The sequence below is a fragment of the Bacillus sp. JJ1566 genome, assembly GCF_036962685.1.
GTDB lineage: Bacteria > Bacillota > Bacilli > Bacillales > Bacillaceae_L > Ferdinandcohnia.
Window position 1 is genome coordinate 72,634 of record NZ_JBALOP010000014.1, and the last position, 23,972, is coordinate 96,605.

General features: G+C 39.4%; 24 protein-coding genes. All 24 read right to left on the minus strand.

Annotated features, from left to right (window positions below; translation table 11 throughout):
- Positions 1 to 114: 114 nt before the first annotated feature.
- Entirely contained in the window at positions 115 to 1,380 is a 1,266-nt protein-coding gene (hisD, locus tag V7112_RS07250; protein WP_335417200.1) for a histidinol dehydrogenase, read from the minus strand.
- A 26-nt stretch (positions 1,381 to 1,406) separates the two neighbouring features.
- The gene (gene hisG, locus V7112_RS07255) at positions 1,407 to 2,036 is read right to left on the minus strand and encodes an ATP phosphoribosyltransferase (protein WP_335417203.1); all 630 of its coding nucleotides are present in this window, start codon (positions 2,034 to 2,036) and stop codon (positions 1,407 to 1,409) included.
- A complete protein-coding gene (locus V7112_RS07260; RefSeq protein ID WP_335417257.1) occupies positions 2,037 to 3,203 on the minus strand; it encodes an ATP phosphoribosyltransferase regulatory subunit in 1,167 nt (388 codons plus the stop codon). It lies immediately after the preceding gene.
- A 448-nt stretch (positions 3,204 to 3,651) separates the two neighbouring features.
- Entirely contained in the window at positions 3,652 to 5,037 is a 1,386-nt protein-coding gene (locus tag V7112_RS07265; RefSeq protein WP_335417259.1) for an aldehyde dehydrogenase family protein, read from the minus strand.
- Positions 5,038 to 5,112: 75 nt separating this feature from the next.
- Positions 5,113 to 6,315, minus strand: coding sequence for an MFS transporter (locus V7112_RS07270; RefSeq protein ID WP_335417205.1), 1,203 nt, complete (start codon positions 6,313 to 6,315; stop codon positions 5,113 to 5,115).
- 2 nt (positions 6,316 to 6,317) lie between these two features.
- The gene (locus V7112_RS07275) at positions 6,318 to 7,385 is read right to left on the minus strand and encodes an XdhC family protein (protein ID WP_335417207.1); all 1,068 of its coding nucleotides are present in this window, start codon (positions 7,383 to 7,385) and stop codon (positions 6,318 to 6,320) included.
- Between the two features lie 94 nt (positions 7,386 to 7,479).
- On the minus strand, positions 7,480 to 8,472 hold the full coding sequence (locus V7112_RS07280) for a fumarylacetoacetate hydrolase family protein (RefSeq protein WP_335417209.1): 993 nt from the start codon (positions 8,470 to 8,472) through the stop codon (positions 7,480 to 7,482).
- A 22-nt stretch (positions 8,473 to 8,494) separates the two neighbouring features.
- The gene (locus V7112_RS07285; RefSeq protein WP_335417211.1) at positions 8,495 to 8,785 is read right to left on the minus strand and encodes a putative quinol monooxygenase; all 291 of its coding nucleotides are present in this window, start codon (positions 8,783 to 8,785) and stop codon (positions 8,495 to 8,497) included.
- A gap of 11 nt (positions 8,786 to 8,796) precedes the next feature.
- Positions 8,797 to 9,516, minus strand: coding sequence for a histidine phosphatase family protein (locus tag V7112_RS07290; RefSeq protein ID WP_335417213.1), 720 nt, complete (start codon positions 9,514 to 9,516; stop codon positions 8,797 to 8,799).
- Positions 9,513 to 11,810 (minus strand): xanthine dehydrogenase family protein molybdopterin-binding subunit, encoded by a 2,298-nt coding sequence (locus V7112_RS07295; RefSeq protein ID WP_335417215.1) that lies wholly within the window; start codon positions 11,808 to 11,810, stop codon positions 9,513 to 9,515. Before V7112_RS07295 ends, V7112_RS07290 begins: the two co-directional genes overlap by 4 nt.
- Positions 11,803 to 12,294, minus strand: coding sequence for a (2Fe-2S)-binding protein (locus tag V7112_RS07300; protein WP_335417217.1), 492 nt, complete (start codon positions 12,292 to 12,294; stop codon positions 11,803 to 11,805). Before V7112_RS07300 ends, V7112_RS07295 begins: the two co-directional genes overlap by 8 nt.
- The gene (locus V7112_RS07305) at positions 12,291 to 13,178 is read right to left on the minus strand and encodes an FAD binding domain-containing protein (RefSeq protein ID WP_335417219.1); all 888 of its coding nucleotides are present in this window, start codon (positions 13,176 to 13,178) and stop codon (positions 12,291 to 12,293) included. Before V7112_RS07305 ends, V7112_RS07300 begins: the two co-directional genes overlap by 4 nt.
- Positions 13,162 to 13,632: a CoxG family protein gene (locus V7112_RS07310; RefSeq protein ID WP_335417221.1), complete on the minus strand. Its 471-nt coding sequence runs from the start codon at positions 13,630 to 13,632 to the stop codon at positions 13,162 to 13,164. The genes V7112_RS07305 and V7112_RS07310 overlap by 17 nt, the downstream gene beginning before the upstream one ends.
- A 33-nt stretch (positions 13,633 to 13,665) precedes the next feature.
- On the minus strand, positions 13,666 to 14,388 hold the full coding sequence (locus tag V7112_RS07315) for a cyclase family protein (RefSeq protein WP_335417223.1): 723 nt from the start codon (positions 14,386 to 14,388) through the stop codon (positions 13,666 to 13,668).
- A gap of 116 nt (positions 14,389 to 14,504) precedes the next feature.
- Complete coding sequence (locus V7112_RS07320; protein WP_335417225.1) at positions 14,505 to 16,196, minus strand: PEP-utilizing enzyme; 1,692 nt, start codon at positions 16,194 to 16,196, stop codon at positions 14,505 to 14,507.
- A 62-nt stretch (positions 16,197 to 16,258) separates the two neighbouring features.
- A complete protein-coding gene (locus tag V7112_RS07325; protein WP_335417227.1) occupies positions 16,259 to 16,915 on the minus strand; it encodes a GntR family transcriptional regulator in 657 nt (218 codons plus the stop codon).
- A 13-nt stretch (positions 16,916 to 16,928) separates the two neighbouring features.
- Positions 16,929 to 17,867, minus strand: a complete 939-nt coding sequence (locus V7112_RS07330) for a PEP/pyruvate-binding domain-containing protein (RefSeq protein ID WP_335417229.1) — start codon at positions 17,865 to 17,867, stop codon at positions 16,929 to 16,931.
- 171 nt (positions 17,868 to 18,038) lie between these two features.
- The gene (locus tag V7112_RS07335; RefSeq protein ID WP_335417231.1) at positions 18,039 to 18,677 is read right to left on the minus strand and encodes a nucleotidyltransferase family protein; all 639 of its coding nucleotides are present in this window, start codon (positions 18,675 to 18,677) and stop codon (positions 18,039 to 18,041) included.
- Between the two features lie 17 nt (positions 18,678 to 18,694).
- Positions 18,695 to 19,396, minus strand: coding sequence for a metallophosphoesterase family protein (locus V7112_RS07340; protein WP_335417262.1), 702 nt, complete (start codon positions 19,394 to 19,396; stop codon positions 18,695 to 18,697).
- 153 nt (positions 19,397 to 19,549) lie between these two features.
- The gene (locus tag V7112_RS07345) at positions 19,550 to 20,071 is read right to left on the minus strand and encodes an acyltransferase (protein WP_335417233.1); all 522 of its coding nucleotides are present in this window, start codon (positions 20,069 to 20,071) and stop codon (positions 19,550 to 19,552) included.
- Positions 20,072 to 20,078: 7 nt separating this feature from the next.
- Entirely contained in the window at positions 20,079 to 20,726 is a 648-nt protein-coding gene (ppaX, locus tag V7112_RS07350) for a pyrophosphatase PpaX (protein WP_335417235.1), read from the minus strand.
- Positions 20,716 to 21,651 carry a nucleoside recognition domain-containing protein gene (locus V7112_RS07355; RefSeq protein WP_438823872.1) on the minus strand — a complete coding sequence of 312 codons (936 nt, stop codon included), beginning with the start codon at positions 21,649 to 21,651 and terminating at the stop codon, positions 20,716 to 20,718. The genes ppaX and V7112_RS07355 overlap by 11 nt, the downstream gene beginning before the upstream one ends.
- Positions 21,652 to 21,856: 205 nt before the next feature.
- On the minus strand, positions 21,857 to 22,672 hold the full coding sequence (gene lgt, locus V7112_RS07360) for a prolipoprotein diacylglyceryl transferase (protein WP_335417239.1): 816 nt from the start codon (positions 22,670 to 22,672) through the stop codon (positions 21,857 to 21,859).
- Between the two features lie 21 nt (positions 22,673 to 22,693).
- Entirely contained in the window at positions 22,694 to 23,629 is a 936-nt protein-coding gene (gene hprK / locus V7112_RS07365) for an HPr(Ser) kinase/phosphatase (protein WP_335417241.1), read from the minus strand.
- Positions 23,630 to 23,972: the final 343 nt, after the last annotated feature.

A 23,972-nucleotide genomic window follows, 5' to 3' on the forward strand; every position in this document is an offset into this window, starting at 1 on the left:
CAAGCCAACGCGCTTCCACAGGATGTGGTGACTTCGACGTTCGACACAGGACGTGTCGGCATTTAGTCGAAGTTCCACTATCGACGTGTCATTTTCACCGGACTTTTAAACTTCCTATTTTAGTCGTTCCTCAACTGCTCTTGCGTGGGCTTCTAGCCCCTCAAGTCTTGCAAAGGCAGCAATTTTAGGTCCATTGGTTTCGATTGCTTGTTTACTATAGGAGATTATGCTTGATTTTTTCGTAAAATCATCCACACTAAGCGGACTTGAAAAACGGGCTGTTCCATTTGTCGGGAGGACATGGTTTGGACCAGCGAAGTAGTCACCAACAGGCTCTGAGCTATAACGACCGATAAAAATTGCGCCGGCGTGTTTGATTTTTCCTACCTGTTCCATTGGCTCTTTCGTTACAATCTCAAGATGCTCAGGTGCAAGCTCATTAACAACCTTGATTGCTTCATCTAAATCCTTGGTGACATAAATGGCGCCAAAGTCATTGATTGAAGCTCTAGCAATTTCCTCACGAGGCAGAACCGCTAATTGTTTTTCAACTTCTGCTGAAACTGCTTCGGCTAGCTCCATTGAAGGTGTTACAAGGATACTTGATGCCCGCTCATCATGCTCTGCTTGCGATAACAAATCCGCTGCAACCTCGTTTGGAAGAGCTGTTTCATCGGCTACCACAACGATTTCACTAGGTCCAGCAATCATGTCGATATCCACATTCCCGTACACTTCACGCTTTGCTAACGCGACAAAAATATTTCCGGGTCCAACAATTTTATCAACAGGCTTGATGGTTTTTGTTCCAAACGCCAATGCCCCAATTGCCTGTGCACCGCCAACCTTATAGATTTCCTCCACACCAAGGATATCAGCAGCTACAAGTACGCCTGCAGGAATTGCCCCATCCTTTCCGGGTGGTGATACCATCACGATTCTCTCGACACCCGCTACCTGTGCCGGAATGACATTCATTAGGACCGATGATGGATAGGCCGCTTTTCCACCGGGTACATAAACACCAACTGCATCAAGTGGAGTGATTTTCTGACCAAGAATCGTACCATTATCCTTCATCGTCATCCATGATTGTCTAACCTGCCGACCGTGATAATCCCTGATATTCTCAGCTGCTTCTTTTAGGATAGGTACAAGATTTTCGTCTAATTTTTGATAGGCTTCTTGAATATCTGATTCGGTGACTTTTAACTCACTAGGTAAAACACCATCAAATTTTTCCGTATAGTAACGAAGGGCATTATCCCCTTCTTTTTGCACTTCAGCGAGTATTTCTAAAACAGCTTTTCTTTGTTCCTCAGTTCCACTATCAATTGTCCGCTTCAGAGAAACAGTATTGGTTACACGTTCAATTTGCATGCTGTGTCGGTCCTTTCCAATGGAGTTTACTGTGATACTACTTTTGAAAGTCGTTCCACGATATCGTCAATTTGCTGGTCCTTTAAGCGATAGCTCACTGGATTCACAATAAGGCGTGAAGTGATGTCTGCGATATGTTCAAGCTCCACTAATCCATTTTCCTTTAAAGTTCGTCCTGTTGATACGATATCCACAATTCGGTCGGCTAATCCAATTAAAGGAGCAAGCTCAATCGAACCGTTCAATTTAATGATTTCCACCTGTTCGCCATTTTCACGAAAATAACTTGATGCGACATTCGGGTATTTGGTTGCAATTTTTGGTGCGACACCTTTCACTTTTACATTTGGAAGCCCTGCAACCGCGAGATAGCATTTACTGATTTGCAAATCGAGTACCTCATATACATCGCGCTCTTCCTCAAGCATAACGTCTTTTCCAGCAATTCCAAGGTCAGCCACGCCATGCTCTACGTAAGTGGTCACATCCATAGGCTTTGCAAGCATAAATCGAAATGGCTCGTCAGGAACGTCGATAATTAACTTTCTGGAATCCTCAAATTCAGGAGGAAGCTTGTAGCCTGCTTTTTGTAAAAGCTCTGCCGCTTCTTCAAAAATTCGTCCCTTCGGCATCGCGATTGTTAGTTTGTCATTCATTTAAGCATCCTCCTTTCTTGTATTTCCTAAGAAAAAGGTGTTTTTCGCAAATGCATTCGTGCACGCATCCACATCTTTGATTCCTGTTATATCCTGAAGGATGACTCGCTCACCCTGCTCTCGTTTATTCATGGCAAAACGGATTGCTTCTTCCCGTTGCTCCGCGCTAAATATCACACAATGAATTTCAGGCTCATCCTGAGGCAGATCAAGTGCTTCCAAAAGTCGATCGATACGAATTCCAAAGCCTGTCGCTGGTGCAGGTCGATCAAATTTCTCAAATAAATGATCATAACGGCCGCCGTTTCCAACTAAAAAGCCGACATTCTCTGCGTACACTTCAAATAGAATTCCTGTGTAATAGCTCATATGACTGACTAAATTGAAGTCAATTTTAATATGCTCCGTTACACCGAAGCTCTCTAATCTTTTCCATAGCATTTCAAGTTCTACGGCTGCCTTTTTCCCTTCTTCACATTCGACTAATTCTTTCGCATTTGCAATTTTTGAGTCATTTCCTCTTAATTGTAAAAGGGAAAGCAAACGTTGTTTATCAATCGAAGAGAGGGGCAAGTTTTTCACATGCTCCCTGTAGCCAACGTAATTTTTTTCATATAAAAATCGTTGTAGGATATCCGCTCTTGCTTCATTTCCGACAATCTCCATAAACAATGACTTTACATAACCAATATGACCAATTGGTACGGTAAAATTGGTCAGTCCCGCTTGCTTAAGGGCTGCAATCATAAGGGCAATAACCTCTGCATCTGCACTAGTTGTTGTATCGCCAATATACTCAATCCCGATTTGCTCGAATTCTGCAGGTCTTCCGCCTTCATGCTGCTGAGCACGGAACACATTTGCAGAATAAGCAATGCGAAGTGGGTATTCCCCTTTATATAAACGAGACGCTGCGACTCGAGCGATAGGTGCTGTCATATCAGGTCGAAGGACAAGTGTATGTCCCTGTGAATCAAGTAATTTAAATAGTTGTCGGTCAAGGATCGCCGATGCCTCACCGATTGTTTCGTAATATTCAAGGGTAGGAGTTTCAATAAATTGATAGCCCCAGCTTTCAATTTGAGACGACATTGCATCGCGAATTTTCTTTTTCGCTTCATATAGAGCTGGCAATGTATCTCTCATCCCTAATGGTTTTTCAAACATAAACACGATTTTCGTCACCACCATAGTTTGTATATATTTATTTTCTCATATTTTTCTTAAAAATCCATTTTACTTTAGTTCGCTAATATACTACCAAGATAAAGTATATATTACACCTAACCATGATATACGTCAACGGAAAAGTCAGAATTTAGCTAAGTGGAATGGGGTAGTTGTGGATATGTGGATTGTGCAGATAAAAATATTCTTGTGGATATTGTTGATAGCATTTAAAGTGAATTGTGGATTATGTGAATAAAATGGATAAGTAGAACGAAAATTTGTAAGCAAGAGAGGAAGAAAGGAGGTAAATGCTGGAATGTATGTGCAGGTATGAGGTTGGGGTGAAGAAGGGATAAAAATTGAGTATATGAGTTGTTATTGGTAGAGAAAATAAATTGCATAAAAAGGACACTCTTCTAGCAAGAAAAGCATCCGTAAGTTTGTTCTATAACTTAAAAGAAACGAATTTTGATTCTGTCATTTCCTCAACAGAATATTTTATGCCTTCCTTTCCAACTCCGCTATTCTTCACACCACCATATGGCATATTATCAACGCGGAAGGATGGGATGTCATTAATGATTACCCCACCAACCTCTAATCGCTCTACCGCATCAAAGGCTTTTTGGAGATTTGTTGTGTAGACTCCTGCTTGTAATCCATATTCTGAATCATTCACTAAATCTATTGCTTCGTCCCATGTTTTATATGAATTTACTAAAACGATTGGTCCAAACGCTTCATTACATGAGATCGACAGTTTTTTCCCACCATTCACTATAATGGTTGGCTCAAATGCATTCCCTGCTCGCTTACCGCCGTAGGCTATAGTTGCTCCTCCACTTTCGGCTTCTTTTATCCAGCTTTCTATCCGATCTGTTTCACCAGGGTTAATTAAGGCAGAAATATCTGTATCCTCCGCTTTCGGATCGCCTATTACTAAATTTTTAGCATGGGCTGTCATTTTTTCAATAAATGTATCAAATAGATTCTCTTTCACAAAGATTCTTTGGACAGAGATACAAACTTGTCCTGAGAAATTAAAGGAACCTTCTACACAACGCGCAGCAACTGCATCTAAATCCACGCTATCTTCAACAATCACACCGGCGTTTGATCCTAATTCTAAGGTTACACGTTTTAACCCTGCTTTCTCCTTAATCCCCAAACCTACTGGTACACTTCCTGTAAAAGTTACCATTTTTATACGAGAATCGGTAACTAGTAAATCACCAACTACTCCTCCTCTACCGGTAATCACGTTTAAAGCACCCGCTGGGAGTCCTGCCTCTTCAAATATTTTAGCTGTCATAAAGCCACTTAATGGAGTCTGAGATGCAGGTTTAAGAACAACTGTATTCCCCGCTGCAAATGCTGGCCCTAGTTTATGCGCCGTTAGGTTAAATGGAAAATTAAAAGGAGTTATCGCTGCAATAACACCTAGGGGCTCTTTCTTCACATAGCCAAAGCGATTTTTCCCTCCTTTTGCCGCGTCTAAGGGTACTGTTTCACCGTGTAAACGTTTCGCTTCTTCTGCTGCAAATTTATAGGTTTCTATTGTACGTGCTATTTCCGCTCTAGCAGCTTTTAAAGGCTTGGCATTTTCAGTTGCTAAAATCAATGCACATTCTTCTTTTCTTTCTGATATAATCTGGGATACTTTCTCCAAAATTTCAGAACGTTCAGCTGCACTTAAACCTCTCATCACTTTAGTTGCCTTTTGTGCACTTGCAATAGCCTGTTCAACATGATTTTTATTTGCTACAGGAATTTGAGCAACTAGCTCTTGATTATAAGGAGAACGTAATTCTTGATATTCTTCAGCTTCCATCCACCGACCATCAATATATAGTTTATGTTTCTCCACCTTCTATCCCTCCTACTGTGTTAATGAAAATCACTATGATCATCCCGTTATATTTCTTTCTTGGTTATATGACACTTGTGTTTCAACTACATGTTTTAGCATAAAGTAGCTAAGTATAGCGGTAACACAACCTAATAAACCAAGGATAATAAATCCCTGCTCTAAAGTTAGCCAATCTCCGATGACTCCCATAAACAATGGACCGATAAACATACCTAAACCGTATATTGCCTGATAAAACCCCATGGCCGTAGCTCTTTTTCCCGAATCCATGTGTTTTATACTCATCGACATTAGAATAGGCGAAACAAAACCTCTTCCTAATCCAGCAAGACATTGTGTGATGATTAATAAAAAGATGCTTCCAACAAAAGGGATTACAATTGTAAAAAGTCCAATAAAAACAAAACCTGCAATAACTACTGTTTTTTCACCGAAGTATTTTGCTAGATAGCCCCCACCTATCCATGCAGCAATTGCCATTGGGAATGTAGAGAAAAATGTAAGCAGTCCCATATCAAATTTTGATGCACCCAAATTTTGTGCATAAACAGGGGTGAATCCAAATACAGTTGCGAATGCTAATAACTGGAACAAGATGGCTATGGAAGATACAATAACAAGGTTTTTGTCACTTGCAACCTCTATAACTCCTCGCATCGTTATTTTCTGATCATCGCCTTCCGTATTTTCAATAATAAAAAGGGATCCGACTAAGCCAATTACTCCTATGATTCCTCCTATTAGAAATGCAGCTTCAAAACCATATAAATCCGCTACCCATCCACCAACTAAAATCCCTAACATTTGCCCACTCATGTTGTAAAAGGTAATCTTACCAATGGCTTCAGTTGTTTGTTCTTTCATAAAATAACTTACAAATAAAATCGTAAAATCAACCCAGGTAGCAGCTGCTGCACCAGCCAATGCTCTTAACAGAAGGATCCAGGTAACTTCTTGTGTTACGAGGATGCCAATACCTGACAAAATCGAAAATAGGATACCAAAAATAATAAATATTTTCCGTATGTGAAGACGATCCGAAATGACCCCAACAGGAATTCGAAGTAACATCTGTGTTAGACCATACATACCAACCACAAGACCTGCCATTTTGTAGGAGGCACCTAAATGCTCTAAATAAGCTGCTAAAATTGGAACACAAGTATACATCGAAAACCAAAACAATAATGTGACGGTACAAAATAATGGAATTCGATTTCCTTGTTTAATTACTGTCATTCTCAACACCTTTGTAATAATGTCCTATATTCATTCGTTGTTACAACTCTTCGACTAGCATTCTTATTATTTTTAACAGCGAGCAATTCGGAAACAATGCTAAGCGCGATTTCCTCTGGGGACTGTGCTCCAATATCAAGGCCAATCGGTGAATGGACTTTATTTGCCGTAAACATATCGATTTCGGAATCCTTTAACTCTTCCAAGAGCTTAAATATTCGTCTGTGGGCTCCTAATATGCCAATATACTGAACATTTTCTTTGGAAAGTCTACGTAAGATACTTACATCGACCTCGAAATTATGAGTCATGATTATGACATATGTATTCTTTTTTAATTTCATAGATTCATAACCGTTTCGAGTAGTTAGTATGACCTCATTTGCTTCAGGAAAATGAATAGACGTCGCATATTGAGGACGATGGTCAACGATCGTTGTTTTCCAATTTATATTGGCTAATTGCTGTACAACAGGTACTACATCAGGTCCTGCACCAAAAATGGTAACATGCGGTCGTGGCTCCACTTTTTCGATAAAACTGACCGTTCGAGCCCCATTTATTGTGATTTCGCAAAGCATTGATTGTTTTAGTTGCACTTCATCTAATGATGGTAAAATTTGAATCAGCCCAACAGGACATTTACTTTCATTAGAAGATTGAACCACTGTAGCAATTTGGTAACTTTCCTCGGTTTCGTCACGTTGTTTCATACTTTTATAAATTTCTTCTGCATTTTTAAGGTGGTTTATGGGGTCAAATGGTTGTAAAAAAATTTCTACCGCTCCGTCACACCCAAGCCCCATCCCCCATAGGAGATCAAATTCTGAGCGAAAATCATAATATAATGTTTCAGGTCGATAGTTTTCAATTATGCCAGATACTCTTTCTATCAAATCACTTTCTACACACCCGCCACTGACAAGACCTTCAATTTGACCATCGACCATAATTAAACTACGAGCTCCAACTGGCTGATATGTGGATCCTTCTGTTTTAATGATAGTGGCAATAACTGCAGTTTTCTTTTCGGCTAAACATTTTTCTAAACCTAGTATCAAATTTCGCATAAAATGTCACCTCCGAAACCATTTACCGTTTGCGGTTAAAATAAATTGGTCCATATGGACGGACGTCTTTAATGGACCAATTTTCTACTATCTCCTATTCTTTAGCGGCAATCGTATTTGTTAAAGTACCAATGCCTTCTACCTCTAAATCCACTCGATCACCAGGGTATAAATATTGTCCGCGTTCATGACCTGAACCCCATCCAATTGTTCCAGTCCCTAACACTTCGCCTGATTGCAGGTATTCTTCCCAAGAAGCATGTGCAATTAAATCCTCAAACTTCCAATGAATACTCCCTGAATTATCGTCACACCATACTTCACCATTTACCTTAGCTTTCATTGCTAAATTATATACATCTTTAATTTCATCCATCGTCACAATCCAAGGTCCTAATGTATGACCTTTTGTAAAATCTTTTGCTTTTGCGGGACCTAAACCAATGGCAAGTTCTTTGGATTGAATTTGTCTTGCACTAAAATCGTTATAGATGGTTAAGCCAAACACATGATCCATCGCATTTTCACGTTGAATATTTTTACCACCACGACCTACAATAATTCCAAGTTCAAACTCAAAATCCATTTCAGTTGCATGAGATGGCATTGGAATTTCATCACCATGGGCAGATAAACTGCTTGGGTTCCCTTTGTAATACGCTGGTATTTCGTACCACTCAGGTGGAATTTCGCGTCCCAATCTTGGATAGATATTTTTTAAATGCGTTTCAAAAGCCATAAAATCTCTAAGCATGGGTGGACGTATTACAGGTGGAAGAAGCTTGATTTCTTCCAGTGGAAGTATGATGCGTTCTCCTTCTGGCCCTACTTCATTACCACTCTCAATTGCCCTAGAAAGTGCTGTTCTGGCAGCTTCCATACCCGCTTCATCATTTTCAATAAATGCCACCATATCATTAGGTAAAAGTGCCGAACTTATTCGTAATGCCGCACTATTGGGTAAACCTTTTGCTAGTAAATTCAATCGGTATGCACCAGCTAAGTCAACTGCTACCGAACCATAAACTGCCCCAATTCGTACTTTCGGGCCTTCAATTGTTGGAATCTGATATGAGATCAGCTTCATGTAATCACCTCCTAATTGATAACTACTCTACTAAGTTAAAAATCTCACGTTCACGCTTTTCTAATAGTGGAATGATTTTTCCTTCAATAATTTCTTGGAAATGTGGTGTTTCACGATGACCCTCTAATGCAGCTTGATCCACATATTGCTCATATAGTAAGAATAGATCTGGATTATCTTGAGAGCGATTCGCATAATATATAGGGCAACCTTTTTCATATTCTTCTACTAATGGTTTCATGTCATTTAAATACTGTTGTACTTCGTCCCCTTTACCTGGTTTACAATGATATTTTGCTACTAATACGATCATTTTAGCTCCTCCTAAATAGTTTGATAGTTATTTATTGTTTTTATAAAATCCCGATAACGAATTGTGCAAGAGCCATCAGTTTCATAAATCATATCAATCGTTTCACAGTATTCTGGCTCTCCAAGATCTTTCTCAAGCAAATACGTTTTTAAAAATGCTCGCAATACAGGTGAATGTGTAACACATATAAAGCGTCGGGTTTCCTCACCTGGTAGAGTCCCCAAGCTTTCCGCAAATTTCATCAACCGAACAGCAACAGTTAATGTATTTTCTCCTGGCGGATCATCAAGCCCAAGCCAATAACCTATCCGGTCTGGACTTTCCCAAAACTGTGGCCAGAATGGTACTTTTTTCACATGATTAACATTTAGTCCAACAGATTTGGTTTGTTCTGCTAACGCTTCAGCTGTTGAAACCATCTCCACCCGTAAGCCTCCCAAATAGATATCCGGGTTCCGTATGGCATCTTCTACCATTGGCTCAGATAAAACAGCTTCCTCTACATCACGTTCCTGAAGCTTATCAAGAATACCATTCCGCAGCATTTCGGCAGTTTGACGTGTTCGATTCGTGGATGCATAGAGAAACGTTATCTTCTCATGATTCGTTATTTTCTCGCCAAATAAAGCTCCTATTTTCCGAGCAAATTTAGCGCCATCTTCTGTAATTGGGACATCACCTTGATGAGAAGCAACTTCTCCATGTCTTACAAAATGAACATAGAGAGTCATTCTAAATCACCTCTGTCTTTAATCGCCCTCCATACTCTTTCGGGCGTTAGTGGAAGTTGATTAACACAAATCCCAATGGCTTGAGCTACTGCATTCCCAACAGCTGCTGGTACACCCATTAAGCCACCCTCACCTACACCCTTTGCCCCAAATGGCCCGGGACCATCTCCATTTTCAATGACACGGGAACGGAAATCATCCGGAAGGTCATTGAAAAGAGGAACACGATATTGAACTAAAGATGGGTTGCTTAATACCCCATCTTCGAAGATCATTTGTTCATATAACGCTGCTCCAATACCTTGCATCGATGAACCAATATCTTGACCTTCTACCTGCTGGAGATTTAATGCCTTACCTGCATCAACTGCTGTCAATAGTTTTATAATTTTCACTCTTCCTGTCGCAGGATCGACTTCCACTTCTGTTGCAACCCAACAAGGCTCCCAGAAAGGAGTTGATCCTCCTAAAGGTGCTTTCGTTGGTGTTAATAGAAATTGACCAACCTCGCATATTTCAATTCCATATTGCTGTTTCGTCTGCATGAGCACTTCGGAAATCTCTAATCGGTGCTCTTGTGATCGAATCATCCCATTTTCAATAGAAATTTCATCAATTGAAACATTTAACAATGCCGATGCTCGTTTCACCAATTTCTCTTTGATTTTTTTTGCAGCATCTTGCACCGCACTTCCCATTGCAACCGTCGATCGACTTGCTGTTGTCGTAGAGTCGAATGGAACCATTGCTGTATCAGGGTGTGTGACAAATACTCGGTTTAGAGGAATATGTAATTCTTCTGCAGCAATTTGTGCCATGACGCTTAAAGAACCTTGCCCCATTTCAGCAGTCCCCATTAAAATGGAAACACTTCCGTCTCCATGTAATCTTGCTATCGCAGTAGACTCGGATGGAGCTTGACTTGGTTTAAAAGAAACAGCAACGCCTCTTCCTCGCCAAGGTTTTAGTGGTTGGTTCCAACCAAGTTCTTCTGTTAAATCCTTTAAAACAGGAGCCAAATCTGAATCCATTGGAGTATCTCCTTCTGCATACAGCTCACCACGCTTTAAAAGATTTTTCATGCGAAACTCAACTGGATCCATATTAAGTATTTTTGCAATTTCATCCGTATGTTGTTCATAAGCCCATGTTGCTTGTGGCACCCCAAACCCCCGATACGCTCCACTTGGTGGTGTATTTGAATAAATAGCCCGAGAATGAATTTCCAAATTAGGAATACGATATGGACCGGCTGAAACATAGCCACCTTTTTGGGCAACACGAGGCCCACAGTCCGCATAAGCACCTATTTGATAATCTATATTCACCGTTCTTGCAACTATTGATCCATCTTTTTTTACACCACTTTTGATTATCACTCTTGCGCCTGCCCTACGTATCGTCCTTGCTGTTTCTTGCATAGATAAGGCAACTCTAACAGGTCTTCCAGCTTTCATGGCTAGTACAGCTGCTAAAGGTTCAATTTTAGTAAATGCTTTCGCTCCAAATGAACCACCCATTGGGATTGAAATGACACGTACCTTTGCTTGGGGTAAACCAAAAATCAAAGCTAGGTCCTGTCTTACTACAGCGGCTGTTTGGGTTCCAGTCCATACCGTAATTCCAGATTCATCATATTTTGCTACAGTATGAATAGGTTCAAGTGGGAAATGATGAATGATTGGTATTTGGTATTCATTTTCAATTACAAAATCTGCGGCCGCTAATGCAGGAGTAACCTCACCTCGTTCATAATCAAACTTATAAGCAATATTTGATGAATTGCTTGGATCAGTATTTGTTAACACTTTGTTATAGTGGCCACCCTTGAATGTTTCCGTTTGAACCTTAGGAGCATCAGGATCTAAAGCGGCCTCAATGGAATCTACCACTGGGAGTGGATTATAAGAAACATCTATTAAACTAGCAGCCATAAAAGCTGATTTTTTATCAATTGCTACAACAGCCGCCACTGGCTCCCCTTCGTAGCGCACTCGATCAATTGCAAGTACAGGTTGGTCACGAAAAACTGGTCCGTAATATGGATCTAACTCTTTTAAATCATCTTGAGTAAGCACACAAATAACACCAGGCACATCTAAAGCATCTGTGATATCAATTGATTCTATTTCAGCATGTGCAAACGGGCTTCTAACAATAGCTGAATCAAGCATTCCATCCATACGTATATCACTTGGAAAAGGGAGCTTCGCTGTTACCCTAGCACGATAATCCTTACGTGGAATCTTTCGGTCAGTGCTTGATTCAGCATTCGGAACTCCGGATTTAATCATAAATCTTTACTCCTTCCCGCTGCTGCTTGGATGCTGCCTGTTGGACCGCTTCAACAATTGTAGAATAACCTGTACATCTACAAATATTTCCATGTAGATAGTGTTTAATTTCAGCCTCGGTAGGGTTTGCATTTTCCTTTAGTAATGCGAGAGAGGACAGCATCATTCCTGAAGTACAAAATCCACATTGAAGTGCACCCTTTTCCATAAATGCTTGTTGGATGACGTGTAGGTTTTCTCCATCTGCTAATCCTTCCGCTGTTAAAATATCTTTTCCGTCCATTTCAATCGCTAGTGTCGTACATGCACTATACGGTTTTCCATCTAACAATACAGTGCAAGCCCCACACACTTGCATATCACAAGCTAACTTTATACTGATTAATCCTCTATCCCTTAAAACGTCGATTAATAAGTCGGATGCATTGACATCAATATTTATCTGTTCTCCATTAACAGTGCTAGTAATATTATGCATTTTCATGATTCTATCCCCTCCTTTCCTTTAATAAAGGCTTCCTCCACAGCAACTCTTAAAAGCGAGGCAACAACATGTGTTTTATATTCAGCACTTCCATCATTATCATCAACTGCATCCATTTCCGGTGTTATCCCCTCAACCCACCAATCAATTTCCTTCTCAACTACTTCAATGCTTTTTCCTACTAGTAAAGCTTCCATCGTAGTTAAGCGGGTAGGGATTGGATTCGTTGCTGCGACAACGATTTTTGAGTCAGTAATTGTCTCAAGGTTAGGATCTAAACGTAAGACGGCAGCAACTCCTGCCATTGGAAACTCCACAATTGAAAATTTATGATAGGACGCCCCAGTACGTTCACTCAAAAATGGAACCTCAATGGAAGTAATCATTTCACCTTCCTCTAGCGCGGTTTCAAACGGTCCCAACCAAAAATCACTCATTGGAATTTGTCTGGTTCCTTTTGCCGAAATTGTATTAATATCAGCTTCCGCGGCTACTAGGTATGCACCAGGGTCTGAACGCGGTTCGGCAAACGCAAGGTTTCCACCAATCGTTCCCGCCGTTCGAATTCGGATATTTCCAATATTGTTCTCTAATTGTGCTAAAGTAGGTTGATATTTTTGGACAATTGGAGAGTTAGCGATTTCCGCATGTGTTGATAATGCACCTATTCTTAATCTCTTATTCTCTTCATCTATTTCAATGAAATTTAGTTCTATTAATGAACGTAAACTTATTAAATTTTCGTATTCAAGCATTCCTTCCTTTAATACCTGTAATAATTCTGTACCCCCAGCATAATAAGCAGCATCTTCTCCTAATTTAGCCTTTAGTTCGACTGCATCATCGATACTTTTTGCTTTAACAAGGCTAAAGGGCTGAAGCATTTTGTTGGCCTCCCTCGAGTACAGCGGTTAGATTCTTCGCGAAATCTTCAACCTTTTCAGTGAATTTTCGATTGACCATTCCTTGACCAAGCGTTGCGAGCTTTCCTTTCATCTGGAGGTCCACTTTTAAATGAAGCTCTGACCCACCAGATTCATTTTCATTAACTTCAACAAACAGTTCCAATTGAACATGGGTTTTTGTGATTTTATCTTGACCCCATGCCTTGATTTTCATTAATGGAAATTCTGCTTCTTCTAATGATAATTCCATAGGAAAAGAAACTTTAAATGGTCCGACTCTATCAGTTGCCAATGCACTGTAATGTTTATTGATTTCGATAACCTTCATATTCTCAACACCTGGAATGCACTCAGCAACACGTTCAATCGTAGTTACCCAATCCCAAACAACATCTCGTCCTGCGGTTAATTGAATAGAGTGTTCAATTTTCATCGTTCTTCCCCCCCATTTAATCCCTCAAATTTACTATTCTTCTAAAATAGCAACAGCCCTGACGGCTGCACCAGTAGCACCTTCCCATTTGATTGGCAGCACAGATAATAAGAATCCGTGCGACGTAGGGATGTTTTCAAAGTTCATCATATTTTCAAGATGGTAATATTCGTGTGTTAGCATAACCTTATGAGCTTCCCAAAAGAGCTTCTTTTCAAACATCGACCAAACAGGTGGATCAAAGGTTGGAGCATCACATCCCATGACTTTAACACCTTTTTCAATCAAATAGATCGTTGCCTCGGCACTCATCCCTGCGAAATCGCGATGATAGCGGTCTTCCTGATTATAAGCACCTGCACCTGTCCACATAAGAACAATATCTCTTTCTTTAATTTCATAATTAATGTCTTTCTCCGCTTGCTTGATATCCTCAACAGTGATGACACTTCCCGGTTCTTTATGACGAAAATCTAATCGAACTCCGTCTCCGAAACAATACTCTACTGGTATACCTTCAGCCCCAGGACCATCTCCCCTCATATGGCGGAGTGAATCCATATGTGTACCAATATGATCTCCTTGAACGATTACACAATGGGCTGTTAGCCATTCTTCTCCAAACTTAGTCGCACCAATATTATTAGCAAATTCAGCATGGCTTTCGACCTGGGCAATAATTGGTTTAGCTACCCTTGGGAAAGTTTGCATATCTGGACCAATCGTTAAACTTAAATCTATTATTTGACGTGGCAACTGAATGCGCCTCCCTTGTTAATTTTTTTCTATACCTTTATACTTATAAGTCGGGAGCACTGGTGTGTGTTGAAACAGATACTGAGTCGCTGCAACGACCCAGCATCTTTTAATAGTTAGTCGAGAATTGTAACCACACCACTGCTTCCGTCTACACGGATTCTTTGACCTGATTTAATTTTGGTCGTTCCATCTAATGTACTTGTAACTGCAGGAACTCCATATTCTCTTGCGATTACTGCTGGATGAGAAAGCACTCCGCCAGAATCTGTTACTAGACCGGAAATTTTACTAAATAATAGTGTCCAAGCAGGGTTCGTCATTCTGCATACGAGTATGTCCCCTTGCTGAAGCTTATCAAAATCGTCCGGACTACTAATATAACGTGCTACCCCTTCGACTACCCCACTTGAAGCAGCAAGTCCTCTAATTTCACTAACCTCTTGATCTTTTGTTTTTGATAGTTCAAAACGTTCCGGATATCCCCAAACGCCTGCATACACTTGTTCATGTAAGGCCCAATGGTCGGCTGTTCCAACCCAATCACGAGGGCTAATCACATGTGCCTCATCCTGCTCCTGTCTGCGCTTTGCCACAAGTGCTTTTGCATCAAACGCATCTGGAACGGCAGCTAAATGGCGTATTTCATCATACACAAGATAGAAGATATCTTCTGAATCATCGAGATCCCCGCGGTTTACAAATTTCTTACCAATTTCCTTAATGGCTATTCTCATACGAGCATATGTCCCTTGGTCGATATAAAAATGATGGTCTGGTGTTAATGGGTTCATTGCAAGCGCTAATTCAAGTGCATCATTAAATTTCTTAAGGTCGTCCTCATTTTGAATTCGAGAACGTAGTTCATTTATTGCTGACTCTTGCTCAACCGCCACCCTCTTATTATCTTGGTGATAGTCATAATCTGAATCTAAGTAATTGCGCAATGTTTCATAAATTGGAGCAGGGTTTTCTTTCCAAAGCTCATAAGTGTATTCATGTGTAAAGATTGCTTTGTATCCATACTCCTCTTTATAGCGATTAATTTCATCTAAAATTGCCTGTCCTTTTTCTGATTTTGCTAATGCGGTTTGTATGTTTTCAATCGTATCCTGCTCCGTGAATATCGCCTTTAGCTTCGAATCAGCTTTAATTTTTTCCTTAATATCAAATAATTCTTTTGAAGATTCCCAGTTTTTATCTTTAATAGATACGAGAACCTTCCCAACAAATTGGCCAGCATCTTCACCGGCAACCTCTACCGCAATATTGCTGAATTGTGAGTGTGCAGCAAATTGTGCTAAATTTAAAATCCAATGAATTCGGAAATGTCTTTCCTGAATGTCGATTGCATCCTCAAATAAGACCATCATTTCTGGAATACTAGAATTTTCATAAGGGAAATTATCTAAGTACTCAAGATTCTTCTTAATCTCTGGAAGATACCTTTCTTCCCACCATCCAAGAAAACGAGTTGCATAGATTGGAAGCATCATTCCGAAATACGGAGCTAATCTTGCTTCTTCTTCAGGATCTCTTCGCTTCACCGAAGTATATAAGTAACCGTTTACATTTAATGCGTTCCACTCCTTTCCGAATGGCACACCGAAACGACGGAACATGTATTCACATGTTTCCCCCCACCAGCCACCGATGTCAAAATATAACGGCGAAACCGGGCGGGGAACGTGGAGATCATCAAACCACCAAAATTCATCTTTGTCACTTTCAGTTCTCCACTTTATTGGAAATTTTTCATTCCCTAAAAACTGGCCCAAAATTTCCCTCGAATTCACTTGTACTGTCATTCAGATTCCCCCTTAAATTGATAAAAATATATGCAAAAGGCCAATTGGCCAAAATGCCACGTTTAAGGAGTAGTAGAGGTTAGCCCAACTATATGTTGGCGAATAACTTTAACAGCTATATCCGGATCACCCGAGATGATTGAGTCTAAAACTTCATTATGTCTTTCCGCTAATTCCACTAGCTCTTTTTTAACAACATGAGTCGTAATAGTTGTCCAAGTATTTGGATGAATATCCTCCCACATTGCTAATAAAAATTCATTCCCTGATAATTCCACAATTTTGCGATGAAATTCGACATTAAACGCAATTGATTTTGCTGCATCAACGGCTTTAGCTGAATTGACCATTTCATTAATTATCTCTCTTAATTTGTTAATATCGTCTTTCGTAACTCTTGCTATTGCCAAACGAATTGCGGTTTCCTCTAAAGAAGCTCGAACAATGGAACGCTCAGTAATTTCTTTTTCAGAAAGTTCTTTTACAAAAGAACCCCGATACGGTTCTGAATGAAGTACCCCCGTCTTTTCAAGTTCCCGTAGAGCTTCACGAACCGGACCCTGGCTAATTCCTAAGGACTTAGCAATTTGCGTTTCAACAATACGGTCACCTGGTTGTAAGTTCCCATTTATGATTGCGTCTAATATAAAGTTTTTTACGTGGTCCCTTAAAACTGTTTTTTTAAGCGGGGACTCTTGAGCTGATTCAAGCCATTCCATTAAAACACTTCCTTTAAATTGTTGTTATTGGGCGACTTTGAAGGAGGTAAACCTTCCCTAACTTAATGGCCCATTCCACATCTTGAGGAGACCCGAAAAAGTCTTCAAGATTTGATGCTACCTTGTTTAATCGATGTAATTCAATACTATTTAAAACTTGTGCACGAACCTTATCAGGCGGCACAGGTTTTTGTTCCACTTCATTTTCACTTCGAACAATCATATGGGTTTTTGGTAATACGTTTGCCATCAATAATTTGTTTGATTGTTTCTCTATTATGTACTGATCAGGTGTAACCTCCCCTGATACTAGCGCTTCCCCCAATCCCCAACAGGCTTCGATTATCACTTCATCGCCTTTTGTTACCGGATTAATGGTAAACATAACACCAGCTTTGTCGGCATCGACTAATTTTTGAATAACTACTGCACTTGCAACCTGTTCATGCTTAATATTTTGTCGAACACGGTATGCAATCGCCCTATCTGTAAAGCATGAAGCCCAGCAACACTTTACGCGGTGTAATACTTGCTCTTTATTAACAACTCCCAAATATGTTTCTTGTTGGCCGGCGAAGCTTGCTTCTGGCAAATCCTCAGCAGTCGCACTAGAACGAACTGCAACCGGTCCATTATCTGGACATAATTTTTCATAAGATGAGACAATTTCTAACTCTAACGATGCTGGTATCTTTAATGATTCGATTGCTGAACGAATCACTGATGATGCCTGTCTTGCAGCTTCTTCATTCTCTAAGTTTAAGTTTTCTAATTCATTTTCAATAAGCTTGTCTACTCCGGTTTCGGCCAGTGCTGTTAAGTAAGCCTCAGTTGATACGACAAACCCTTCTGGAATCGGCAGCTCTGCCCTTGTCATTTTTGATAAGCTTGCTCCTTTTCCACCGGTAAGTTGCAGATTTTCTCCTTTCGGTTCATTAAACCAAATAATCATCCTCAAACCTCCCACAGCTAAAGTTAGATAGTTGAAATTAAAAATAATAAATAATCGATTATTTTTAATTCAAAAAAAATATAACCTTTATAATTTTCTAATTCATCCAACAATTCAAATTATATACGCTTACATTTTATTTGTAAATAAAAATTTATAATAAATAATCGATTATTTACCTTTTTTATTTATCAACGACAACATTAAATATTGTTTGGCATGTTCATAATCTTCAGGTTTATCAATATCAAGATTCCATTCCTTCACCATAAAATCAACGACAGTTACGATTTCAGGATTGGATTTGATTATTTTTCGTGCCCCTTGATCTCCCTCAATTTCAGTTAGATCATTAAAAACAGATGCATCAAAAAGCACTGGATGACCCACTTCTCCCCTATAACGTGGACGAACGATTCTAATTCCACTCGCATATTGTCTTTCGTAAGTCTCATAAATTATTCTTATAACTTCTAAAGGGATAAACGGTTGGTCAGCTAAAAAGACCATTACAGCATTAGGATTTTGCTTTTCGTTGGCAAGCGCAAAAATCCCCTCCTTCAATGAGGATGACATTCCCTGTTTATAATTATCATTTTCAATATAGGTTACATTTAGGTTCTCTACTAACTCTTTCATCTCATTTGTCTTCTCATTGCCGACAATGATAATGGGTTTTAACTTTAATTTTAGTGCCAATTCAACTGAATAAAGGAAAAGTGGTTTGTTCCCTAAATGAATAAGCTGTTTCATTTGCCCAAATCTACTTGACTGACCTGCGGCTAAAATAATCGCTCCAATGTTTTGCAAAATAAGCTCTCCCCCTTTTATGTAAAATCGTCGTAATTGACCTTGTATTGATTAGAAATAGTGGAATTTACAATCTCAAGACAATTTAATTGGTGGCCAAACGCACATCCACCATCAATCCCTATTTTATTTTTTGAAAACCAAATCTCATTTGATTGATGAATTTCATATGTTCGGGTGTGGCCAAATACCACCTTTTTATTTATATTAAGTTCACTATTTATGAATGGTTTTCTGATGTTTAATAAATCTAGAGGCGATTGATTTTTTAAATCTTTCACTTCAGGATTAATACCAGCGTGTACAAAGATAAAATGTTCTTCTTCGTAATAAAGAGGCAATGCTTTTAAAAATTCAATGTGAGAACGATATTTATCAATAATAATGTTTAATACATGGTCAATTGATTCATTCTCTGCATTTGGGTAGTAGCTTTTGAGAGTATCAAGTCCACCGTATTTCAAAAATAGGTCATATAATTCTATTTTTCTCGTGAGAATCAAGTCTAGAAATCTTTGGTCATGGTTCCCCCTTAAAGCAATTACATTTTCGTTTTTAACCATCTTTGCAACTGTTTCAATAATTTCTTTACTATTCGACCCTCGATCTACATAGTCTCCCAGTAAAATAAGTTTATCCCTTAATGGTTGATAGTTTGCCTTTTTTAAAAGTGCCTGAAAATGTGGTAAACAACCGTGTATATCACTAATAACTAGCATCCTTGTCAATAGTTGAACCTCCAATCTATGGATATTTTCTATTTGCTTGTATATTAACACATTAATTCATTGGCGGATTTGGTTGGAAGCAATTTTTATCATAAAAAATACCCATCAATGTACTAGCTTGATGGGCATGTTGGTAGGTCACTTTTACTGGCCTACATTCTTTTCTCGTTGTTCTCGCTGTTCTTTTGTATAAATCACTTGCATCGGATTACCTCCGACAAAGCTGCCAGCTGGGACATCTCTATGAACTAATGTACCAGCTGAAACAATCGCCCCGTCCCCGATTTCCACACCTGGCAAAATCGTTGAATTAGCACCAATCATTACCTCGCTGCCAATTTTAACATCACCCAGTCTGTATTCTTTAATCAAGTATTCATGAGCTAAAATCGTTGTATTAAAGCCAATGACCGTGTTGTTCCCGACACTGATTTTTTCTGGGAACATGATGTCTGGGACTACCATCAGTGCAAAGGCTGTTTTTTCCCCAACCTTCATCTTTAAAAAGGTGCGGTATAACCAATTTTTCATACCTAAAAATGGTGTGTATCGTGCAATCTGGATGACGATAAAGTTTTTTACAACCTTCCAAAAAGAAACGGTTTTATAGATTTGCCAAAGCGAATTTGGACCCGAAACATAATAACGTGTGGTTCGTCGTTTCACTATTTTTTCATCCTTTTACCGAAACAATATCCAATAAGTCACTCATATTCTCAAGCATAAAATCAGGCTTGTACTCCATTAAGAAGTCTTTCCCTTTATGAGACCAAGCAACTCCAGCCGTCTTTGTGCCTGCATTTTTTCCCGCTAAGATATCCTGATAATTATCGCCAATCATAATGGCTTCTTCAGGTGTTGATCCCAACAGTTTCAATGCCAACAGCACAGGTTCTGGGTCTGGTTTTGGATTTTTGACATCATCCAATGTAACAACGACATCAAAAAATTGATCAAGCTTTGTTAGTTGTAAACCCATGTTAACTGTATTTCTTATTTTTGTTGTGACGACCCCAATTTTATAGCCTTTTTCCTTAAGTGTTTTGATTGTTTCAAACACACCAGGAAAATCAGTTACAAGTTCGTCATGCTTTTCATGGTTAAATTTACGATATTCCGCAATCATTTCTTCTGCACGGTCCGGGTCTACAGAAGAAAAAGATTCATGTAGGGTTGGACCATTGAACGGTAGGATTTCCTCACGGGTAAATTGACGTTCTGGAAAGTAAGTTTCAAAAGTGTGTAAAAAAGATTGCAAAATCAGTTCGTTTGTATCAATTAACGTTCCATCTAAATCGAATAAAAATGTTTTAATTTCCATAAATAGGTTCCTTTCTATTATTATGCTCGACACGGTTCCAGATAAATGAAATCACCATTGTTAAAATGGTTGCTGTAAGGATGCGTATTAACAATAGCGGTAATACTGGGATGCCGAGTGGGATGAAGATTAGCGTATCCTCAACAACTGCGTGACAGGACACTAAGAATATTAAGGCCAACGTTACATCCTTCTTACTTACATTATCCTCTTTTACCGCCTGAATCATTACACCTGCTCCTAAAGCTAGGCCGAACAAAATACCTGATGCCAAGGTTGTAGTTGTATTTTCCTTCATCCCCAGTGCTTTTGTGACTGGTGTCATCCATTTTGAAAACACATCCAACCATTTTAATTCTTTTAATATTTGAATCACAACCATAAGCGGAATAACAATAATCGCTAATTGCAGAATCCCAAATGATGCTTTTTCAATTCCATTTAAAAGGATACTGCCCCAGCCTGTAATTTGTTCCTCTGTTCCTGACACAAGTCCATATTTTGCTAGTTCGCTACCGCCGTTCCAAACTAGATTAATAACAAAGGCAGAGATAAACGCAAGACCGAGTCTTACTGCAACAATGATCCATATTTTCATTCCTACCTTTGCAGCAACGGTAGATTCGATAATCATATTATGTGAGAATGATAGCATAACTGCTAAGATAAATACTTCTTTTACAGTCAAATCCAGTGTCAAAATCGCACCAATTCCTGCATACAGGTTCAAAAAGTTACCTAATACTAGCGGAATTGCCGCATCACCTGACAGACCAAACCAGCCCATAATTGGTGCAATCCACTTAATCACCCAATCTAGCACTGGTGTATGCTGAAGCAATGTAACAATCAGGGTAACAGGAAAAATTACTTTTCCCAATGTCCAAGTTGTCTTTAATCCAACTAAGAAGCCTCTCTTGATCATTTCCAGCAAGTTTTCCCCCTCCCTTTTAGTTAAATCAAATACGCCTTGGCGTATTTGCGCCCAGATTTTTTCGAGCTTGCTCGAAAAGTTTCCTCTAAAAATCTGTGGCATCCGCCGGAGGCTGTAACTTTATTCAGTAAAGTTTCCTTTTTTTAGATTTACCCTACTACTTATTGAAATAGGGGACTTCTGATGCTGAATAAAGTTAGTTCTCTAGATAACGTTCGTTTGAATAACCCTTTTTTCTTCGATAAACAAGTACGATTAATGCTCCAACAATCGACACAACCGAAATTAACTGAGCCACTCGTATATCTCCAAGCATTAAGCTATCGGTACGCAGCCCTTCAATGAAGAAGCGTCCAATTGAATACCAAATTACATAGGTGAGGAACATTTCTCCACGTCTAAGGTTGACTTTTCGCAACATCAGTAAAATCGCAAATCCAACTAAACTCCATATGGACTCATATAAAAAGGTTGGATGATAGTACACGCCTTCTATATACATTTGATCCATAATAAAGTCTGGAAGTACATTATAGAAGGTTTGGATGTGTTCTTCCGCGATCGGGCCACCATGTGCTTCTTGGTTCATAAAATTTCCCCAACGACCAATCGCCTGACCCAAAATAATACTTGGTGCCGCGATATCCGCAATTTTCCAGAAGGACAAGCCTTTTACTCTTGCAAATACAATCGCAGTCACAACGGAACCGATAAGGGCACCATGAATCGCAATTCCACCCTCCCAAATGGCAAGGATTTTAGAAGGATTTTGGGAGTAATAGTCCCATTTAAAAATAACGTAGTAAATTCGTGCAGAGATAATCGCAATCGGCACCGCAAATAGCATAAGATCCATAAATGTATCCTTATGCATGCCTCTTCGTTCTGATTCCTTAATAGCAAGGTAAAGGGCAAGCATGGTTCCTAGCCCGATGATAAGTCCATACCATTGAATGCGCAGTACGCCTAGTTCTAAAAATGTTGGGTCTAATGGTTGTATGTTTCGATCCACTTTCTCAACTCCCTTAATTTTTTACATTTCGTCGTGTTCCCCATATTCAATTGCACTTGAAAGACGGTTAGTAAAATCCTCTGCTGCGTTTAAGCCCATTCGTTTTAGACGGTAATTCATCGCTGCGACTTCAATGATAACGGCAAGGTTTCGCCCAGGTCGAACAGGAATTGTATATTTCGTTAATTCTGTATCTATGATTTTCATTTTTTCTTCATCAAGCCCAAGTCTATCATATTGTTTCGTCTGGTCCCAAAGCTCAAGGTTTATGACTAAAGTAATTCGTTTAAAACTACGTATCGCTCCAGCACCGAATAGGGTCATCACGTTGATGATACCAAGACCACGGATTTCAAGGAGATGCTCAATTAATTCAGGTGCACTACCAATAAGTGTGTCATCATCCTCCTGACGGATTTCTACACAGTCATCTGCAACAAGACGGTGACCTCGTTTTACCAACTCGAGTGCAGTTTCACTTTTACCAACACCACTTTTACCGATGATTAGAACCCCTACACCGTATATATCCACAAGAACACCATGAACCGCAGTTGTTGGTGCAAGCTTGCTTTCTAAGAAGTTCGTAATCTGACTCGATAATCTTGTCGTTTTCTTAGTCGACTTAATGACTGGAACAGATTCGCGTTCGGAAGCCTCAATGAGCTCTGGTGGCACTTCCATATCCCGCGAGATAATGATTGCAGGCGTAATATCGGTACAAAGCTTCTCCATACGGTACACTTTTTCATCATGTGACAATTTCTCAAAAAAGGTCAGCTCTGTTTTTCCTAAAAGCTGAATCCGCTCTGCTGGGTAGTAGTCAAAAAATCCAGCAAGCTCGATACCTGGTCTTGATATATCACTTGTGGTAATTGGGCGATTTATTCCCTCTTCCCCACTAACCAACTCTAATTTAAATTTCTCGATTAAATCCTTTGTGCTAACTTTTGGCACAGCTGTTCCTCCTTGATTGTGACTCATGTAGATTTATTTTTTAAAAGCCCCCGTTTTTCTTGCTCAAACGGGCTTGTGTTTCGCTGAAATTATTAAATTCAAACTCATTCTCCTATTTTAGCATTTTTCTGTGTAACGCCAAAACTTTTCTAATTAAAATGAGGAAGAATATTGGTGAGTGAGTTTTTGAGGGATGTGGATGAGGGGAATCGAGGACAAATAAAGCTATCTACTTATCTAAATTGTCTCGGAGAAAGGTTGTCAAAGACAATTCGTTTTTTTCTTCCGGGGGTTTTGTCTCCGAGAGATGGTCTCAGAGACAGCTTGACTGAAAAACTCATTG